Source organism: Effusibacillus sp. SKA8, from assembly GCF_058273125.1.
Map to the genome: position 1 here is coordinate 333,241 of NZ_JBZCSF010000001.1, position 17,891 is coordinate 351,131.

At 54.7% G+C, this 17,891-nt stretch carries 17 protein-coding genes; 16 read left to right on the top strand and 1 reads right to left on the bottom strand.

Translation table 11 applies throughout. The features are described 5' to 3' along the window. Positions 1–70: 70 nt before the first annotated feature. From AC4ED1_RS01730 to AC4ED1_RS01790, 13 genes are all read left to right on the top strand, one after another. A complete protein-coding gene (locus AC4ED1_RS01730; protein ID WP_490935670.1) occupies positions 71–1,360 on the top strand; it encodes a CCA tRNA nucleotidyltransferase in 1,290 nt (429 codons plus the stop codon). 7 nt (positions 1,361–1,367) lie between these two features. After that, a complete protein-coding gene (locus AC4ED1_RS01735) occupies positions 1,368–2,336 on the top strand; it encodes a biotin--[acetyl-CoA-carboxylase] ligase (protein ID WP_490935671.1) in 969 nt (322 codons plus the stop codon). A gap of 344 nt (positions 2,337–2,680) precedes the next feature. Further along, complete coding sequence (panB, locus tag AC4ED1_RS01740) at positions 2,681–3,547, top strand: 3-methyl-2-oxobutanoate hydroxymethyltransferase (RefSeq protein ID WP_490935672.1); 867 nt, start codon at positions 2,681–2,683, stop codon at positions 3,545–3,547. After that, positions 3,544–4,389: a pantoate--beta-alanine ligase gene (gene panC / locus AC4ED1_RS01745; protein ID WP_490935673.1), complete on the top strand. Its 846-nt coding sequence runs from the start codon at positions 3,544–3,546 to the stop codon at positions 4,387–4,389. The genes panB and panC overlap by 4 nt, the downstream gene beginning before the upstream one ends. A 12-nt stretch (positions 4,390–4,401) precedes the next feature. Beyond that, a complete protein-coding gene (panD, locus tag AC4ED1_RS01750) occupies positions 4,402–4,785 on the top strand; it encodes an aspartate 1-decarboxylase (RefSeq protein ID WP_490935674.1) in 384 nt (127 codons plus the stop codon). A gap of 108 nt (positions 4,786–4,893) precedes the next feature. Continuing rightward, positions 4,894–6,363 carry a tetratricopeptide repeat protein gene (locus tag AC4ED1_RS01755; protein WP_490935675.1) on the top strand — a complete coding sequence of 490 codons (1,470 nt, stop codon included), beginning with the start codon at positions 4,894–4,896 and terminating at the stop codon, positions 6,361–6,363. Positions 6,364–6,445: 82 nt separating this feature from the next. After that, positions 6,446–9,286, top strand: coding sequence for an ATP-dependent DNA helicase DinG (gene dinG / locus AC4ED1_RS01760; protein ID WP_490935676.1), 2,841 nt, complete (start codon positions 6,446–6,448; stop codon positions 9,284–9,286). Between the two features lie 127 nt (positions 9,287–9,413). After that, a complete protein-coding gene (sigH, locus tag AC4ED1_RS01765; protein WP_490935677.1) occupies positions 9,414–10,052 on the top strand; it encodes an RNA polymerase sporulation sigma factor SigH in 639 nt (212 codons plus the stop codon). Positions 10,053–10,065: 13 nt separating this feature from the next. Then, positions 10,066–10,686 (top strand): redox-sensing transcriptional repressor Rex, encoded by a 621-nt coding sequence (locus AC4ED1_RS01770; RefSeq protein WP_490935678.1) that lies wholly within the window; start codon positions 10,066–10,068, stop codon positions 10,684–10,686. A gap of 99 nt (positions 10,687–10,785) precedes the next feature. Then, positions 10,786–11,580 carry an S-methyl-5'-thioadenosine phosphorylase gene (gene mtnP, locus AC4ED1_RS01775; protein ID WP_490935679.1) on the top strand — a complete coding sequence of 265 codons (795 nt, stop codon included), beginning with the start codon at positions 10,786–10,788 and terminating at the stop codon, positions 11,578–11,580. A gap of 57 nt (positions 11,581–11,637) precedes the next feature. Then, a complete protein-coding gene (mtnA, locus tag AC4ED1_RS01780; RefSeq protein WP_490935680.1) occupies positions 11,638–12,684 on the top strand; it encodes an S-methyl-5-thioribose-1-phosphate isomerase in 1,047 nt (348 codons plus the stop codon). Next, positions 12,681–13,340 carry a class II aldolase/adducin family protein gene (locus AC4ED1_RS01785; protein ID WP_490935681.1) on the top strand — a complete coding sequence of 220 codons (660 nt, stop codon included), beginning with the start codon at positions 12,681–12,683 and terminating at the stop codon, positions 13,338–13,340. The genes mtnA and AC4ED1_RS01785 overlap by 4 nt, the downstream gene beginning before the upstream one ends. An 11-nt stretch (positions 13,341–13,351) precedes the next feature. Next, entirely contained in the window at positions 13,352–14,647 is a 1,296-nt protein-coding gene (locus AC4ED1_RS01790) for an amidohydrolase (protein WP_490935682.1), read from the top strand. 89 nt (positions 14,648–14,736) lie between these two features. On the opposite strand, the gene AC4ED1_RS01795 is transcribed toward AC4ED1_RS01790, so the two are convergent. Continuing rightward, complete coding sequence (locus AC4ED1_RS01795) at positions 14,737–14,916, bottom strand: hypothetical protein (RefSeq protein ID WP_490935683.1); 180 nt, start codon at positions 14,914–14,916, stop codon at positions 14,737–14,739. A 188-nt stretch (positions 14,917–15,104) separates the two neighbouring features. On the opposite strand from AC4ED1_RS01795, the gene AC4ED1_RS01800 reads away from it, so the two are divergent. The 3 genes from AC4ED1_RS01800 to AC4ED1_RS01810 all read left to right on the top strand — a co-directional run bounded on the left by AC4ED1_RS01800 (position 15,105) and on the right by AC4ED1_RS01810 (position 17,823). Then, a complete protein-coding gene (locus AC4ED1_RS01800) occupies positions 15,105–15,620 on the top strand; it encodes a hypothetical protein (RefSeq protein WP_490935684.1) in 516 nt (171 codons plus the stop codon). 173 nt (positions 15,621–15,793) lie between these two features. Next, positions 15,794–16,339, top strand: coding sequence for a hypothetical protein (locus AC4ED1_RS01805; RefSeq protein WP_490935685.1), 546 nt, complete (start codon positions 15,794–15,796; stop codon positions 16,337–16,339). Continuing rightward, positions 16,336–17,823, top strand: a complete 1,488-nt coding sequence (locus AC4ED1_RS01810; protein ID WP_490935686.1) for an AAA family ATPase — start codon at positions 16,336–16,338, stop codon at positions 17,821–17,823. Before AC4ED1_RS01805 ends, AC4ED1_RS01810 begins: the two co-directional genes overlap by 4 nt. The last annotated feature ends 68 nt before the right edge of the window (positions 17,824–17,891 follow it).

The window sequence follows — 17,891 nt, forward strand, 5'->3', positions numbered from 1 at the left end:
CTTTCCGGATGAACATTGTCCTGATCGCCCATGATCGCAAAAAAGACGTGCCGGAACGAGGCGATTTCCAATGACGCGAGGCGGTGCGCCCCGAATGACGGACGAGGCTCTTGAGGCCGCGCGGTCGGTTCTGAAGCAACTGGAACGAGCGGGTTTCCAAGCGTTTTTGGTAGGGGGGTGCGTGCGGGATCTGCTGTCGGGCGACCCGCCTGGAGATTATGACGTCGCGACGGACGCCACCCCCGAACAGGTGCAAAAACTGTTCCCCCGGACTGTTCCCACCGGATTGCGGCATGGGACTGTCAGTGTGCTGACCGGCGGGCAAAGAATCGAAGTCACAACGTTTCGGTCGGAAGGCGAGTATCTCGACTCCCGCAGGCCGAGCAGCGTGACGTATGTCAAATCCCTGGAAGTCGATCTGACGCGGCGCGATTTTACGATCAACGCGATGGCGATGGACCGTCACGGCACTCTCGTCGATCCTTTCGGCGGACAACGGGATTTGCGGAACAAAATCATCCGGGCGGTAGGTTCCGCCGACCGGCGGTTTGCGGAAGACGCGCTGCGAATGATGCGGGCTGTCCGTTTCGCGGCAAGGCTTGGCGCCGCAATCGAAGAACAGACCTGGCAGGCGATTGTGCGGAATGCCGACCGCCTGTCGTTGATCTCACGCGAAAGAATTCGCGACGAATGGAACAAAATCGTCTGTTCCGATCTGCTTGTCGGGGTGAAACACCTGACTGACGCCGCGTTGTTCGGGCACGTATTTCCCGGACTGTCCGGCTTTGAGCGGGATACACTATGGCAGGCGGCGGAGTTTGCCAATCGTTTGCCGAAAAAATTGGACTTGCGGCACGCGGCCTTTTTTTGGAAACTGGCGGTCGGGGCGTCGGAAGCGGGCCAAAGCCTTCGTCTGTTGCGGCAGCCAAATTCGTTGATTCGATCCGTTGTTTCGATCCTGTCGGCGGTGCCGGACAGCGATCCTTTGCGTTGGCCGGCCGAGACATGGCGCTTTTATCTTTATCGCCACGGGAAAGAAGCGGCGGCTTCCGCGCTGCTCGTTCTGCGGCGGGCGAGACCCGAGGCGGACAGCCAAATCGCCGGCCGATTCGAGCAATCGACGAAACGGCAGCCGATTTGGTCGATTCACGATTTGGCGGTTACCGGACAGGATCTGGTGGACGAACTCAGGATTCCGCCCGGACCTGTCATCGGTCAAATCCGGGAACGGTTGGTTCGCCTGGTTCTCGAGGATCCGTCTGCCAATTCGAGGGAACGTCTGATTTCCGCCGCTGCGGGTTTGTACCGGAAATTTACCGAGAGTTCGAAAGAAAGTCCGAAGGAGAGTCCGAAAAGGTAGGAAAGCGATGAAAGAGCAAATTTTGAAACTGCTGAGGGACAATCGGGACAACTACATATCCGGCGAAGAAATCTGCCAGCGTTTTGACGTATCGCGCACGGCGATCTGGAAGCACATCAAGGATCTGCAGGAAGAAGGCTATCAAATCGATGCAGTCCGCAACAAAGGATACCGTCTGGTGGCGGTGCCCGATCTGGTGACGGCTGCGGAGATCCGGGAAGGGTTGCGGACAAAACGCATCGGGCAGCGGGTCGTATTTCTGAAAACGGTTGACTCCACAAACCATCTGGCGGCCAAATTGGCAGAGGAGGGTGAACCGGAAGGGACGCTTGTGATTGCCGATCAACAGACGGGCGGAAAAGGGCGCAGGGGAAAATCCTGGTTCTCTCCAGCCGGAAGCGGAATTTGGATGAGTCTGGTTTTGCGGCCCCGGCTGCCGATGGCGCAGGCTCCCCAGTTGACTTTGGTGGCTGCCGTCGCCGTCAGCCAAGTGTTAACGGAACTGACGGGCCGCAAAGCCGGCATCAAATGGCCGAACGATATCCTGTTCGGCCGGCAAAAATGCTGCGGAATCCTGACCGAAATGAACATGGAATCGGAAGAAGTGTCCCATGTGATCCTCGGAATCGGCATTAACGTCAATCAAACGGAGCGGGATTTTCCCGAAGAACTGAGAGATGTGGCGACATCCTTGCGGTTGATCACCGGTCATCGCGTGAACCGTGCGCCGGTGGTGCAGCGGATTCTGGAGCGGTTTGAGGCGTTGTACGACCAATATGTGGAGAGCGGCAGCTTTGCGCCGATTCGCGAACAATGGAAAGAACAAAGCGTAACGCTTGGCAGACAAGTATCCGCCCACACGCCGCGGGGAATCGTCACCGGACTGGCGGTGGACATCGACGATATGGGAACTTTAATCCTTGAAACCGAGCAGGGACGGCAGAAAGTGTATTCGGCGGATATACAGATTTCATAATTTCTTCAAAATGTAACGCTTGACACTATACAAGTTTACGTTTTCAAGTTATACTGCAAGTGGAGGCGGTATCCGTCGGAACTGTACTCCGGATTGTGGGCAATTTGTTCCAACATCAAATTAACACTTGTACGTAAACCGTTACGTTAATCTGCTCTGAGCCGTCAGCGGACCGAGACAGAGGATCTTACGTGAATGTTCGTAAACCTTTTCGCGCTTCGGCCGGAAAGGTTTTTTTGATTCGCTTCGGCTGCCCGCAGACAATCTGCGAGGGGGAGGGGGGCTCCCCCGGAGTCCTCAGAAGCGGGATGCAGTTGAGGGATATGAATTTGGGGGGATCTGGAATGGCGGGGCATGGACAGCAGGGGAAGCTTTCGACTGTAAAGCTTCGGCAAATGAAAGCCGACAAGCAACGAATCGCAATGGTCACCGCGTATGACTATCCGACCGCGAAGGCGGCGGAAGAAGCCGGAACGGATGTGATTTTGGTCGGGGATTCGCTGGGAATGGTCGTTCTGGGATACGAAACCACGCTGCCGGTGACGGTGGAGGACATGATTCATCATACGAAAGCCGTCAAACGCGGCGCCCAAAACACCTTTGTCGTTACGGACATGCCGTTTCTGTCCGCCAATATTTCGATTGCGGAGACGGTCCGCAACGCGGGGCGCATGGTTCAGGAAGCGGGTGCGGATGCGGTGAAGCTGGAAGGCGGCCGAGAGATGCTCGACGAGATCCGGGCTTTGATCCGCGCCAACATTCCGGTGATGGGACATCTGGGGTTGACCCCGCAAGCGGTCAACCAACTGGGGGGATACAAACTTCAGGGAAAAGATGCGGAAAGCGCCAAACGGATTTTCGAAGATGCGGTGCTGTTGCAGGAAGCGGGCTGCTTTGCCATCGTCCTGGAGCTGGTGCCGACACCGCTTGCAACCCTTATCTCGGAACGTCTGTCAATCCCGACGATCGGAATCGGCGCGGGCGCGGGCTGTGACGGTCAGGTTCTGGTGATGCACGATCTGCTTGGCATCACAAACGATTACATGCCCCGTTTTGTAAAAAAATACGGTTCCCTGTACGAGACCATGGTCGAGGCGGTGCGGACTTACAACCGGGAGGTGCGGGACGGATCGTTTCCCGGGCCGGAACATGAATTCGGCATGAAGGAAGAAGTGATGGCCGTTTTGAAAAAGGAGCTTGCGATACCATGAAAATTTTCCATACGATTGTAGATATCCGAAATTTCGTTCGGGAACGCAAGGCGCAGGGCAAGACCATCGGTTTTGTGCCGACGATGGGTTTTTTGCACGAAGGGCACCTGTCGCTGGTACGGCAGGCGAAAGCGGAGTGCGACATTGTCGTGATGAGTATTTTTGTAAATCCTTTACAGTTTGGGCCTGCTGAAGATTACGACAAATATCCGCGCAATTTGGAAAGAGACGCCCGGTTGGCGGAAACCGCCGGAGTCGATGCGATTTTTGCGCCCGCGATCAGCGAGATGTATCCGCAAAAGCAATTGGCTTTTGTTGAGGTGGAGAACGTGACGGAGAATTTGTGCGGAGCGTCGCGTCCGGGCCATTTCCGTGGAGTCGCGACCGTTGTTGCCAAGCTGTTCAATATCGTGCAGCCGGACAAGGCGTTTTTCGGTCAAAAAGACGCGCAACAAGTTCGGGTTGTGCAGCGGATGGTGAACGATCTCAACATGCCGGTCGAGATTGTCCCGTGTCCGATTGTACGGGAGGAAGACGGTCTCGCCATGAGTTCCCGCAACGTGTATTTGTCTGCCGAAGAGAGACGGCAGGCGCTTTCGATCAACCGTTCCCTGCGGGAGGCGGAAAAAATGTTTGCCAATGGTGAACGTTCGGCGGGAGTCATCGCCGACAGGGTCAAATCGATCATTACGGCCGAATCGCTGGCGGAAATCGAGTATGTGAAAATTGTCGACCTGGAAAGCTTGTCGGACAAAAGCCGCATCGAAGGCGAGGCGCTGTTGGCAGTGGCGGTCCGGTTTGGCGGAACCCGCCTGATCGATAATACGATTTTGGGTCCATAGGGGGGAAAGGCGATGTTTCGTATGATGATGAAATCGAAAATCCACCGCGCAACCGTGACGGAAGCCAACTTGAATTATGTCGGTTCGATCACGATCGACGAAGACATCATGGACGCGGTCGACATTTTGGAGAACGAAAAGGTGCAAATCGTCAACAACAATAACGGGGCGCGATTTGAAACATACGTCATCCCGGGGCCGCGCGGGTCCGGTGTGATCTGCCTGAACGGAGCGGCGGCCCGTCTGGTCCAACCCGGGGATACGGTGATCATCATTTCTTACGCGATGATGGAAGATCAGCAGGCGAGAACGCATCGACCGGTCGTGGCTTTGATGAATCCGGACAACACGATTCACGATCTGATTCGCGAAACCCACAGCACCGCATTCGCATGAATGCGGTGTGCGTCTTTTTGCATAGAAACAACCGGTTGCCGTAAACTAACCGCAAATTTACCCATGGCACAGGCAAGTTAAAGTGCATGGGCCCCGGAGGGATCGCTTGTGTTCGACAAGCCGTTTGAACAATTGTTTGCGGCCTTGCAGCGAATTGAGAAGCAATTGCGGAACGCAGGAGACAAGGAAAAGGACATTCTGCGCGAGGAATTGATCGCTCTCCGCTCCGTCTGTGACCGGTTTGTTGAAAAATGGATCGCTTTTGAAGAAAAATTGGCCGACCTTTCGGACGGATTCGGCTTAAATATCGAATTCACCGCGCCTCCCATGCAAGGCGAGCATGTTCCGATCCCCCAACCCGTCAAACAAATTCAGGCGTTTGCCGTTCCGCAAATTCCTTTGTTCCCGGAAGCGGAAGAGGAACTGGCCGTCCGTCTGTTTCGGAAGGGGCTCGGATATTTCGATCTTTTGATGTTTTCCCACGCGATTTGCGAATTGGAGCGCGTTGTCGAGTTGGACGGGGAATTTACCATTGCGAGACTTTATCTGGCGTTCGGGTACCTCGGCAGGGAGGAGTACGAAAAAGCGGAAAGGCAATTGAACCTGGTGGCGGTGGGAGCGAACGACCCGTTCGTTTTGGCCGCCGTCCACAACACTTTTGGCCATATTTACGCGGCGAAGGGCGATTATGAAAGAGCGGCGGAAGAATTTAAGCAAACCGCGGAGTATATGCCGCATTTTCGTGACGTGTTTTACAATCTGGGGGTTTGTCAGCATAACCTGCAGCGGTATCACGATGCGTTGGCTTCTTTTTTGGTCGCGCTGGACAAGGAACCGGAGGACTGGGAAACCGAAAAAAACTGTGCCAGCCTCTGGCTTAGGACCGGTTCGCAGGATAAAGCGTACCAGCACATCCGAAAGGCTTACCAACTCAATTCTTCCGACTACGGGGTTCTGATGACGTATGCCGATCTCAGTCTGCGACGGGGAGAGTTCGACCTCGCCCGGTCCTTGTACGCCAGGGCGGAAAGATTTTATCCGGAGGCGGTGCGGCCGATCGGCGGAATCGGCTGGCTGGCGATGCAACAAGGGGACTACCGGACGGCGATCACGCGTTTTAAGAAGCAGTTGAGTCTGGCGCCGCAAGACTTGCAGGCGCAATTTAATCTCGGCTGGGCGTTTTTGATGGAGGGGAATGCAGAAAAGGCGGAGGCGGTTTTTCGGTCGCTGATGGCAAAGCGGCCCGACTGGGTTCATGCCAGGATTGGGATGGCACGCGTGATGCAGTTGCAAAACCGGCCGGAAGAGGCATGCAGACTGTTGGACCTGGTTATCCAGTCCAGCGACCGCAGTGTCCGCAAACTCGGGCACTTGCAGGCCGGACGGCTGCAGTTGGAACAAGGCAGCTATCATTCAGCCCTGAACCAGTTTGCGGAAGCCTTGAAAATCGACGATTCCTGCACCGAAACCTGGTTTTACAAAGGATTGGCGCATTCGGCGCTCGGTGAACATGACTTGGCTGAATGGTGTTGGATCCGTTGCCGCGAGACGACCTTGCCGGCGGGGGCAACAGACTGAATGTTGCCGCCGCCTTGTTCTTGCAGGAAAATCCAACCGCCGTAGAGAAAGACTAATGGATTCTTTTTTTGGAGTGACCTGCATGACAGCGGCTTTTGTCGTGTTCGATTTGGAAACAACCGGTTTTTCGGCGGATACCGACTCGATTGTCGAAATCGGCGCCGTTCGTATCGAAAACGGTCAAATTACGGAAACGTTCGAAACGTTTGTCGCCCAGGACAGGCCCTTGCCGGATGTCTGCAAAGAACTGACCGGAATTTCCGATGCGGATGTGGCCGGTGCGCCACCTCTGGACGAAGCAGTAAAGGAATTTTTGCGTTTTGCCGACGGGGCGGATTGGGTCGCCCACAACGCGCCTTTCGACTTGTCCTTTTTAAATCGGACGCTGGAGGAATGCGGGTATCTGCCGTATGCGGGCGTGTGCTTTGATACGTTGGAATTGAGCCAGATTTTGTTTCCGCGAGAGCCCGGCTATTCGCTGGAATCGCTGGCGGCAAGCTTCGGAATTGCCCACGGGCGTCCGCATCGCGCGTTATCGGATGCCTTGGCGGCGGCTGAACTGTTTTTGCGATTGCTCGACAAGGCGAAACGGCTGCCGCTTTTGATTTTGCAACAAATCGAGCAATTGACCGCCATGTCGGATTGGCCGCTGCGCCACTTTTTCGCTGCGTTGGCGCAAGACCCCGTCAAGTTGAGTCAGACGGAAACGCCCGACGGTTGTTCCGTGATCCAACAAGTAATGCACAGGACGGTGGAAGTGAAGGAACGGAATCTGGAAGAGCGGGAGCCTGTCCCGTTTACTCCGGAAACGGCGGTTTCAATCCTGTCGAAGAACGGCCCCTTGGCCGCCAGATTCGAAGGATATGAAGAAAGAACGTCGCAACTGCAAATGGTTCGGGCGGTTTCGGAAGCGTTGACGGAAGGCCGGCACCTGATCGTGGAAGCGGGGACCGGCACCGGCAAATCCCTTGCTTATCTGATTCCCGCGATTTTTCACGCGGTTGCGACAGGCGAGCGGGTGGTGGTTGCCACCCATACGATCAACCTGCAGGAGCAGATCAAACACCGCGATTTCCCGCTGTTAAAAGAGATTTTGGATTTTCCGTTTGAAGTGTCCGTCCTCAAGGGCCGCAACAACTACGTGTGCATGCGAAAAGTGGCGAACGGCGTCAACTCGCAAGGGTTGATCTCCGATCCGGGCGAACGGTCTTTTTATCTGCGCATGCTCACTTGGTTGATCGAAACGGACGCGGGAGACCGGGAAGAGTTAAGCCTGCAGGGGTCTCACGCCGAGCATTGGAGCCGGGTGGCCAGCGACACCGATTCCTGCATCAACAAAAAATGCCCGTGGTTCCGCAATTGCTACTATTTCAGGAACCGGGCGAGGGCCGAACAAGCGGACGTGGTGATTACCAACCATTCGCTTGTGTTTACGGACATCAAGGCCGATTTCCGGGTGTTGCCGGCTTACAGCCATTTGATTTTTGACGAAGCCCACCATATCGAAGAAGAAGCGACCAAGCATTTGGGGGAAGACGCCAACTATTTTCAGATCGGCGGAACTCTCAACCGGCTTGCGAGGGACAGCCGTCAAGGCTTGCTGGTTCAGTTGCGGACGCTGCCCGGTCTGCAGACCGAATTTGCTCCGGTCGCGAACATCCTGGATTTAATGACGGAAAAGGTGTTGGCGGTTCGTTCCCATACCGACGAAACATTCCGTTTGCTGCAGCGGTTTGCCCTCGATTGCTCCGAACGAAACGAAGGCGGCAAATCCGTCCTTCGCCTCCATGCCGGCCATTTTCAACTGCCGGGCTGGCACGCGGTCCTGTCGGCGTTTGAGAATCTGCAAACGGAGGTGGCGCTGCTTCGCGGTCTCATGGCAAAGCTGGAAGCGGAAGCAGCCGGGCTGGCTGACGACGATCATGCTGCGGGGCTTATCACCGACATCGGCGGACAAATTCAGGAATTGGACCGGCGATTGGCTACCATGGCCCGGTTTTTCCGGGAGACGGACCCGCAAACGACGGTGCTGTGGCTGGAGGCGGACCACAAAACGGCCCGACCCGCGGTCAGTCTGTATATGGCTCCGATTGACGTCGGGCCGCTTTTGCACGACAGTTTGTTTGGGAAAAAAGACGCGGTTGTGCTGACATCCGCAACGATTGCCGTCGATCGGGGATTTTCCTATATCATCGACCGTCTGGGGCTCAAGCAGGCGGATGCGGAAGGACGGTTGCAAACGCTAAAGGTGGAGTCGCCGTTCGATTACAAAAACCAGGCGCTGCTGTGCATCCCGACGGATGTGACGCCGGTGAAAGGGGTATCGGAGGAAACGTTTGTCGAATCGCTCTGCCAATCGATTACGACGCTCGCACGGATTTCGAACGGCCGGATGCTGGTGTTGTTCACTTCCCATAAAATGCTGCGGGACGCGTATCTCAAAGTAAAGCCGAAGTTGAAGGAACAAAACATCCGGGTATTTGCCCATGGCGTTGATTCTTCGTCGCGAATCCGGCTCGTCCATGAGTTTACAAGGGAAGAACGGGCGGTGCTGTTCGGGGCGAACTCTTTTTGGGAAGGGGTCGACATTCCGGGGGAAGATCTGTCTTGCCTAGTGATTGTGCGTTTGCCGTTCTGGCCGCCCAACCATCCCGTGGCGGAGGCGCGGACAGAGGCGCTGGAAAGGGAAGGTCGCAACGCTTTCATGGAGTATTCGGTTCCGCAAGCGATCATGCGGTTCAAGCAGGGATTCGGGCGTCTGATTCGCTCCAAAAAAGACGTCGGCGCGATTGTGGTTTATGACCGGCGGCTGGCGGACGCGCGTTACGGCAGACACTTTCTCAAATCGTTGCCGGACCCCTGGATTTACCAAGGTCCGGAAAAAGAAGTACTGAAGGTGGTCTACAACTGGCTCAAGCGATAACATATGGCGTGAACGCCCCGCATTTCATCTTTCGAAAATAATGTCATTTTTCGTGTTTGACGAAACTTTCCTATTTCAACTATCATTAACTGTAAGAGGATCTCATTTTATTGGGAGGTGGTTGTCTGTGAACCATCCGCGCACGGAACCCGGCAGCGTTGAGAATCAAGTGCTGCTAGCCCAACAAGGAGACCCGAACGCAATCGAGGAGGTTTTGTCCCTTTTTCAATCGTTTGTCCGTTATCGAGCCCGTTCGTTCTTTCTTGCGGGTGCTGAACAAGAGGATCTTGTTCAGGAAGGAATGATCGGCCTGTTCAAAGCGATCAGGGATTACCGCCTTGACAAAGACATTCCGTTTCGAGCGTTTGCCGAAATCTGCATCAACCGGCAGTTGATTACGGCGATCAAGAAGTCGAGGCGCTTGAAGCACCAGCCGTTAAACCATTACATGTCGTTGCACGGTACCGCATCGGACGACGAATCCTACCGCTCGCTGATCGACACGCTGCCTTCCCCGCACGGCTTTGAGCCGCATGAAGTGGTGATCAAAAGGGAACAATTGCGTGAGCTGAAACATCATTTGAGCGGCTTGTTGAGCCCGTTTGAATATCAAGTTCTCAACTTCTACTCGGAAGGGCACAGTTACAAGGAAATCGCCAAGATTATGAATTCCGGTATCAAAGCGGTTGACAACGCGCTCTGCCGGATCAAACGAAAGCTGGATTCCGCTTGTTCAATCAAGTATTTGCAAAGAATCTCGTCATGATTTGGAGGAAGCGATGAAGACTCCAAAGATCTCAGAAGCCGTTATTCGACGTCTCCCTGTCTACTTGCGTTATCTGCAGCATTTGCGGGACATGAACATTCCGACCGTATCGTCCCACGAGCTCGGCCAGAATCTCGATATGAATCCTGCCCAAATCCGCAAGGATTTGGCATATTTCGGCGAATTTGGCCGGAAAGGGATCGGCTACGACGTGCAGTATTTGATCGAAAAGATCAAGCAGATTTTGAAATTGGACAGGCGGCTGAATGTGGCCCTGGTAGGAGCGGGCAACTTGGGGACCGCTTTGTCGAACTACAACCGGTATACGAACGAAAAACTGAAAATCGTCGCCATATTCGATTCCGAACCGGAAAAAATCGGCACCAAAATCGGAACGCTGGAAGTGCAGCCGATTGTAACCCTGCCGCAAATCGTCAAAGAGCTGGATATCAAAATGGGGATTATCACCGTTCCCGCTTCCGAGGCGCAAAAAGTCGCCGACCAGATGGTAAGAGCCGGAATCAAGGGGATTCTCAATTTTGCTCCCGTCATTCTGAAAGTGCCGGCCGAAATTCCTGTGAGGAATGCGGATGTGACGACAGAACTGGAATCGCTCGCCTATTATGTGGATTAACCGGACCTTCCCGCAGCAGGGAAGGTTTTTCGATTTGTTAGTATTGACAATAGACAAGCCCATTGATTAAATGGTACCGTGAACTTGATTGGCAGGTGGATGGAGTTGCAGGCTGAATTTGCCATTATCGGCGGAACGGGAGTCTACGAACCGGGTTTGCTGGACTCTCCCGCGAGCCATTCGATCGATACGCCTTACGGGCAGGCGCAAGTCACTCTCGGCGAATACGCCGGCAAAAAAGTGGCTTTTATGCCCCGGCACGGCAAGGGTCATGCGGTGCCTCCCCATAAAGTCAATTACCGGGCAAACATTCACGCATTGAAGCAACTGGGCGTAACGCAGGTGCTTGCGACCGCGGCTGTCGGTTCGGTCAGGCGGGAATACCAACCCGGCAGCTTGGTTTTGATCGACGATTTCATCGACATGACAAAATCGCGCCCCTCCACTTTCCACGAAGGGGAGCACGGCGTCGTCCATATCGATATGACAGACCCGTATTGCGGACGCCTACGGAAGCGCGTTGCCCAAGTGGCGGATTCCCTCGGACTCCGTCTCCAACAGGGCGGTACGTATGTATGCACGGAAGGGCCCCGTTTCGAAACGGCTGCCGAGATTCGAACGTATGCACAATTGGGCGGAGACGTGGTGGGAATGACCTCCGTTCCGGAAGTGGTGCTCGCGAAAGAAGCGGAACTGTGTTACGCGACCGTCGCGATCGTGACAAACTATTGCACGGGGGTATCCGACACGGTTCTCAACCACCAGGAAGTCGTCGACGCCATGAAAGCGAATATCGAAAAAGTGCGGCACCTGTTCTTTCAAGTGATCCGGGTGGAAACCGGCGAACGGACCTGCAGGTGCCCGCATGCGCTTGCCGAATTGGGCTCATTGTAATTTTAGGAGCTCATCTTACAATTTTTGATAATACACGGGTCGAAATGGGGATCAACGATGGAACCGATGAAGTGGAACGGAAGTACCCTGCAGTTACTTGATCAACTGCAGCTTCCGGACAAAATCGAATGGGTGGAGTGCAAGACCGTAGAGGACGTGGCGGTAGCGATCGAGACGATGAAAGTGCGCGGCGCTCCTGCAATCGGAGCGGCAGCGGCGTTTGGCATCGCCATCGGTGCGCAATCAGCGGCGAATCTCAAGAAAGCGGAGTTTTTGCGGCATCTGCAGGCGGTCTCCGACAGACTGGCCCGGACGCGTCCGACCGCCGTCAACCTGTTTTGGGCGATCCGCCGGATGCAAGATCTGATCGACCGGAATGCCGATCTGGAAGTCGGCGCGTTAGCCGACTTGATTGTGCGGGAAGCGCAGGCGATTGCGCGGGAAGACGTTGCAGTGAACCGTGCCATCGGAAAAAACGGCCTGCGGTTTATTCCCGACAACGCCCGGATTTTGACGCACTGCAACACCGGCTCACTGGCGACCGCCGGATACGGAACGGCGCTCGGCGTTATTCGCGCCGCCCACGAGGAAGGAAAAAACATTTCCGTGTTTGCCGACGAAACGCGCCCCTATCTGCAAGGCGCGCGACTTACGGCTTTTGAACTACAGCAGGACAATATCCCGGTAACGGTCATCACCGACTCGATGGCCGGCCATTTGATGAAACAACGCCTTGTGGACCTGGTGATTGTCGGCGCGGACCGGATTGCGGCCAACGGCGACACCGCAAACAAAATCGGCACATATTCCCTCGCGGTCCTGGCGCGACACCACGGCATTCCATTCTATGTGGCGGCACCGACGTCCACGCTGGACTTTTCGCTTGCAACCGGTGACCAGATCGAAATCGAACAGCGTTCACCGGAAGAGGTTGCGGTTATCGGGGGCAAGCGGATGGTGCCCGCAGGAGTGCCCGCCTTGCATCCGGCGTTTGATGTCACACCCCATGAGCTGATTACCGCGATCATTACGGAAAAAGGCGTTGTGGAAGCGCCAAACCGTGAACGCATGGCAATTCTCAACGGGAAAGGACAAAGCGCATGAGCGATTGGGAACGGGAAACCAGAGAACAAGTCCTGCACGCGGCAAACGAGATGTACCGGAGGGGGCTGGTGGCCTCTGTCTGGGGCAATCTTTCCGCCCGGATCCCCAACACGAACCAGGTTGTCGCCACGCCCAGCGGAGTCGATTATTCCGCTTTGACACCGGAAGATTTGGTGGTCGTCGATGGGGAAACCGGGGAGGTGTTGGAAGGCGATTTGAAACCGACTTCCGAATTGCGGATGCATCTGGCGATTTTCAAAGCCAGGCCCGATGTGAACGGAATCATGCATACCCACAGTGTCTACGCGTCCGCTTGTTCGGCCGCGCATAGGGAAATTCCGCCGTTGGTGGAAGATTTGGCGCAAGTGGTGGGCGGATCGGTGTCCGTTGCCCGTTACGCGTTGCCGGGAACGGCGGAGCTGGGAGCCAACGCAGTCAAAGCGTTAGGCAAAAAAAACGCGGTTCTGCTTGCCAATCACGGTGTGGTAGGTGTCGGCCCCGATATCATGGAGGCGCTTCGCGTCTGTACAATCGTCGAAAAAGGGGCCCAGATTTATGCCATCGCAAAAATGATCGGGACACCCGTGCTTTTGTCGCATGAGGATGTCTCCTACCTGCGGGATACATACAAAGACCATTACGGTCAAAACAAATAAGGGGGATCCTGATGGCCGGTACTGTTTTGATCAAAAACGCAACCATTCTCACGATGACCGAAGAGTCCTGGATTGACAACGGGTATGTTTTGATTCGCGGCAACCGGATTCAAGAAGTCGGTACCGGATCGTATGCCGGCACCGATTCGGTGAACCGGGAAATCGACGCTTCCGGCAAAGTCGTGATGCCGGGGTTGATTAACACCCACGGCCACGCCGCGATGACGCTGCTGCGCGGCTACGCGGACGATCTGCCGCTGATGGAGTGGCTCGAAACCAAATGTTGGCCGATCGAAGACAAGCTGACTGCGGATGACGTGTATTGGGGAGCGCAGTTGGCGATTTTGGAAATGCTTAAAACGGGAACGACCTGCTTTACGGATATGTACTATTTCATGGACAAGGTGGCGGAGGCGGCCGATCAATCGGGGATCCGGGCGGTTCTGGCACGGGGGATGATCGGATTTCCACCGAAAGACGAGATCATATTGAAAGAGAGCCGCGAATTCGTCCAAAAATGGCACGGCGCGGCCAACGGACGGATTACCGCCATGCTGGGACCGCACGCCCCCTACACCTGCCCTCCCGATTACCTGAAAAAAGTGGTGGCGCTTGCCGAAGAATTGGATCGGCCGCTCCAGATTCATCTGTCGGAAACCGCCGGCGAAGTGGAGCGCAGCATGCAGGAACACGGCTGCACTCCAATCCGGTTGATGGAAAAAGTAGGACTCTTCAGCCGCCCGACCCTCGCGGCACATTGCGTTCATGTAACGGACGAGGATCTCGATATCATGGCCCGATATGACGTGCACGTGGCACATAACCCGGATTCGAACCTGAAGCTGGGGTCTGGTGTGGCACCCGCCGTAAAAATGATCCAAAAAGGGCTGACCGTCGGTTTGGGAACCGACGGCGCCGCTTCCAACAACAACCTCGATATGTTTGAAGAAATGCGCCAAGCCGCGATGATTCACAAAGGAACCGGACTGGATCCGGTCGCCATTTCCGCATACAAGGCACTGCAGATGGCGACAAACGACGGGGCAAAAGCGGTCTTTTTGGAAGAAACTTTGGGAACGCTGCAGGCGGGCGCTCTGGCGGATTTGATCTTCATCGATTTTAACCGCCCGTATTACTACCCGCGTCACAATTTGATCTCCCACATCGTCTATGCCGGACAATCCGGAGATGTGACGGATGTGATGATCGACGGAAAACTCGTGGTGGAAAACCGCCGGGTGCTAACGCTGGACGAGGAACGGATCTACCGGGAAGTCGCCGCCGTTTGCGAACGGATTTTTGCGTAAAAACCGGATGCGATCTCCGGATTGCTGTAGTGTTGATTGCGGGGATTGTTCCCGCTCTTTTCCGAATAGCGGCTTGCAGACGGGATACGCTATAAATAACCAAAAGGATTTCTTGTTCGCAAAGCGATGTGCGAATGATCGTCGGCAAGATGCGGATTCGCCCATGTTTCCGATCTCAGCAGATGATCGAGCCCCAGTTCGGTCGCTTTTTGCCGGGCCAGTTGGCGGATCGCTTGCGTCTGAAACGGCTGCGGGGTTGAAATCTCCACTGTTGGTCACCCCTTTGCTGAAGTACCCATAGTATTTCTCCCGCCGTTTGCGATATGTTGAAAGGTTTTTGCCATGACAGGGGCAAACCGGGCGAATTCCATGCTACAATAGCGATGAAAAGGCGAATTCGTATCGCCCGAACAATACACGGTACCTCCCTATCCCTTTGCAGCAAAGAGGAGAAACGATGAAGAAAGTTGTATGGGCAAGTTTGCTTGTGGTTGGGATACTCGTTTTCGGGGGGGTGGTTTTGCTCAGGGAATTGACATATGCCCAGATGCCGGAGCTGAAGACGGCTGCCCAAACGGCTCTTGACCACTCGCCGCTGATGCAGATCGAATCGGTCAAACCCTATACCGGCGGACCCTATTGTTACGCATTCTTTGGCCGTGACAAGCTCGGCAGGGAAATGGTCGTGTTCGCCACAAAAGACAAAGTGCTGGGGTTCGAATATCGGGACAAAGGGTTGTCGATCGAAAAAGCGGAGGAAAAAGCGCGGCAAGCGGCCGGATTTGCAAAAGTGCAGAATGTCACCCCGGGCATCATCGATCCGAACGGAAACCGCACGTTTATGGGAAAAACTTCCGGAAAATACGTATGGGAAATTTACGGAACGAATTTGCAGGGACAAAAGCAGTATGCGTATTTGGACTTTTATACGGGAAACGTGATTTGGATTTATGTTTTGAGACAAGCAAGCTGAACCAGACGTGCAATTTGGGACAACATGCGAAAGCATGTTGTTTTTTGTCTGAAACGCTGGTCAAGATTACCTCTCAAAAGATAAAATTAAATATGATATACTGATTCTGTTTAGGTTTATGTAAACTTAAATTTATTATTTGATATACAATCAGCCAAAGAGGGGTGTGGACCATGTCTCGCATGCGATTGTTGCCGATGTTGTTGTTTTGCTGCGCCGCTTTGATTGTATTGTTCGGTGGATGGATCGTCTATCGGGATTATGGTCTGGTTCGCCCTCTCGAACAAGAGTTGAGCGGAACAAAACAAGTTAGTTCCGTGATGGTCAAACTGAACGGGGCACAAAAGACGGTTCAAGTCGCTCTCAACCAAGTTCCCGACTTGCAAACGGCTTATCATACGGTTAAAGCGAAGATCGGCGAGATTATCGACGCCGATGTTGCCATCAAAATCACGGACCGGCGTACGCCCGAACTCGAAACGCTGTTTCAGTCCTATCAACCGGTGATCTATGAGGGAATCGCAAAAGGCTCCTTTACGGAAATGATCGGCAAACTGCAGCAACGCGCTCTGCAGGACGGTCTTAGCCGCGCGATTGTAACGATGGACCGGGACAACATTTACATTCAGTTGGAAAAAGGCGACTGCTACCTTTACGAAGTGATTCCGTACCATATCAGCAAACCGTTCGCGTCACAAGAGGGGGTGAAGTCTCTATGATCCGGGAAGCGATGATCGGGATCGGCATTGCTGTCACGATTTTTTTGGCCTACCAGGGAGTGAATGTTTTTCCTTTCGCTCTGTTGGTGGCCCTGTTGTTCGGGATTTCCGTGCTTGTCGAGAAGAGAGGGATGGTTTCCACCGGACACCGGGAAACGGCCGTCTCGCACAAAGTCGAGTTCGACAGCATCGGGGGGCAGGAAACGGCCAAACGGGAACTGATCGAGGCGCTTGACTTTCTCCGCTACCGCGACAAAATTAAAACCCTCGGGATCCGTCCGCTGAAAGGGATTTTGCTGACGGGCCCTCCCGGTACGGGAAAAACGCTAATGGCCAAAGCGGCCGCCACTTATACCGATTCGGTGTTTGTATCGGCCAGCGGTTCCGAGTTTGTGGAGATGTATGTCGGGGTCGGCGCCGCGCGGGTTCGCGAATTGTTCAGAAAGGCGAGAACGCTGGCGAAAAAAGAAGGAAAGGATTCGGCGATCATCTTTATCGACGAAATCGATGTGGTCGGCGGCAAACGGGGAGGCGGACAAGGCCATCAAGAATACGACCAGACCTTGAACCAGTTGTTGACCGAAATGGACGGCATGCAAACCACGTCGAATCCGCTGATACTGGTGATTGCCGCGACCAACCGGGTGGATATCCTCGATCCGGCGCTGCTTCGCCCAGGCCGGTTCGACCGCCAGATCAAAGTCGATCTGCCTGACAAGGACGGCCGGCTGCACATTCTGAAAATCCAGACGCGCAACAAGCCGATTGCGGAAGACGTCGATCTGGAGGCGATTGCGAGAGAAACTTACGGATTCTCCGGCGCCCAACTGGAAAGCCTGACCAATGAGGCCGCGATTTTGGCGCTGAGGGAAGACAAAACGAAGATCGAGACCCGCCATTTCCGCGATGCGGTCGACAAAGTGCTGTTGGGGGAAAAGACGGGCAAACGCCCTTCGCCGGAAGAACTGCTGCGGGTATCGGTGCACGAACTCGGACACGCAATCGCGTCGGAATCGGTCCGCCCCGCGTCGGTGGCTCATATCACCATCGCGCCGCGCGGCAATGCGCTCGGTTTTGTACGGCAGGTGCCAGAACACGATTCTTATCTGTATACAAAAGAGCAGCTGGAAGGGCAAATGAAGGTTGCCTTGGCGGGCGCTGTGGCGGAAGAGCTGATTTTCGGCAACCGTTCGACGGGTGCGTCCAACGACTTTATGCAGGCTTCCAATCTCGCACGCACGCTCGTAACTTGCGGTTTGTCGAGCTTGGGAATCGTCGACGCCGAACATCTGCAACGCAATGTGCTCGATGAAGAAATCCGCCGGATTCTCGCCGACATCGAGAAGCAGACAAGGGATCTGCTGGGGCCGTTCAGAGACGGCATCGAGCAGTTGTCCAAAGTTCTGGTTGAACGGGAAAGCATGACCGGAGAAGCGTTTCGAGAATGGATGGAACAGCAAACGAAACGGCACGCAATCGCATAAAGCAAACCGAGCCGGTTTCGACATATTTTGCTATACTGATAGCAGATGACCAGAATCCAAAGGACGGG

Bases quoted from the DNA above. Each gene is read 5' to 3' on its own strand.
- AC4ED1_RS01735 (WP_490935671.1), top strand. From the start codon at position 1,368: ATGAAAGAGCAAATTTTGAAACTGCTGAGGGACAATCGGGACAACTAC.
- dinG (WP_490935676.1), top strand. From the start codon at position 6,446: ATGACAGCGGCTTTTGTCGTGTTCGATTTGGAAACAACCGGTTTTTCG.
- AC4ED1_RS01805 (WP_490935685.1), top strand. From the start codon at position 15,794: ATGTCTCGCATGCGATTGTTGCCGATGTTGTTGTTTTGCTGCGCCGCT.
- AC4ED1_RS01810 (WP_490935686.1), top strand. From the start codon at position 16,336: ATGATCCGGGAAGCGATGATCGGGATCGGCATTGCTGTCACGATTTTT.
- AC4ED1_RS01730 (WP_490935670.1), top strand. From the start codon at position 71: ATGACGCGAGGCGGTGCGCCCCGAATGACGGACGAGGCTCTTGAGGCC.
- mtnP (WP_490935679.1), top strand. From the start codon at position 10,786: ATGGAGTTGCAGGCTGAATTTGCCATTATCGGCGGAACGGGAGTCTAC.
- panD (WP_490935674.1), top strand. From the start codon at position 4,402: ATGTTTCGTATGATGATGAAATCGAAAATCCACCGCGCAACCGTGACG.
- AC4ED1_RS01785 (WP_490935681.1), top strand. From the start codon at position 12,681: ATGAGCGATTGGGAACGGGAAACCAGAGAACAAGTCCTGCACGCGGCA.
- AC4ED1_RS01790 (WP_490935682.1), top strand. From the start codon at position 13,352: ATGGCCGGTACTGTTTTGATCAAAAACGCAACCATTCTCACGATGACC.
- mtnA (WP_490935680.1), top strand. From the start codon at position 11,638: ATGGAACCGATGAAGTGGAACGGAAGTACCCTGCAGTTACTTGATCAA.
- AC4ED1_RS01800 (WP_490935684.1), top strand. From the start codon at position 15,105: ATGAAGAAAGTTGTATGGGCAAGTTTGCTTGTGGTTGGGATACTCGTT.
- panB (WP_490935672.1), top strand. From the start codon at position 2,681: ATGGCGGGGCATGGACAGCAGGGGAAGCTTTCGACTGTAAAGCTTCGG.
- panC (WP_490935673.1), top strand. From the start codon at position 3,544: ATGAAAATTTTCCATACGATTGTAGATATCCGAAATTTCGTTCGGGAA.
- AC4ED1_RS01770 (WP_490935678.1), top strand. From the start codon at position 10,066: ATGAAGACTCCAAAGATCTCAGAAGCCGTTATTCGACGTCTCCCTGTC.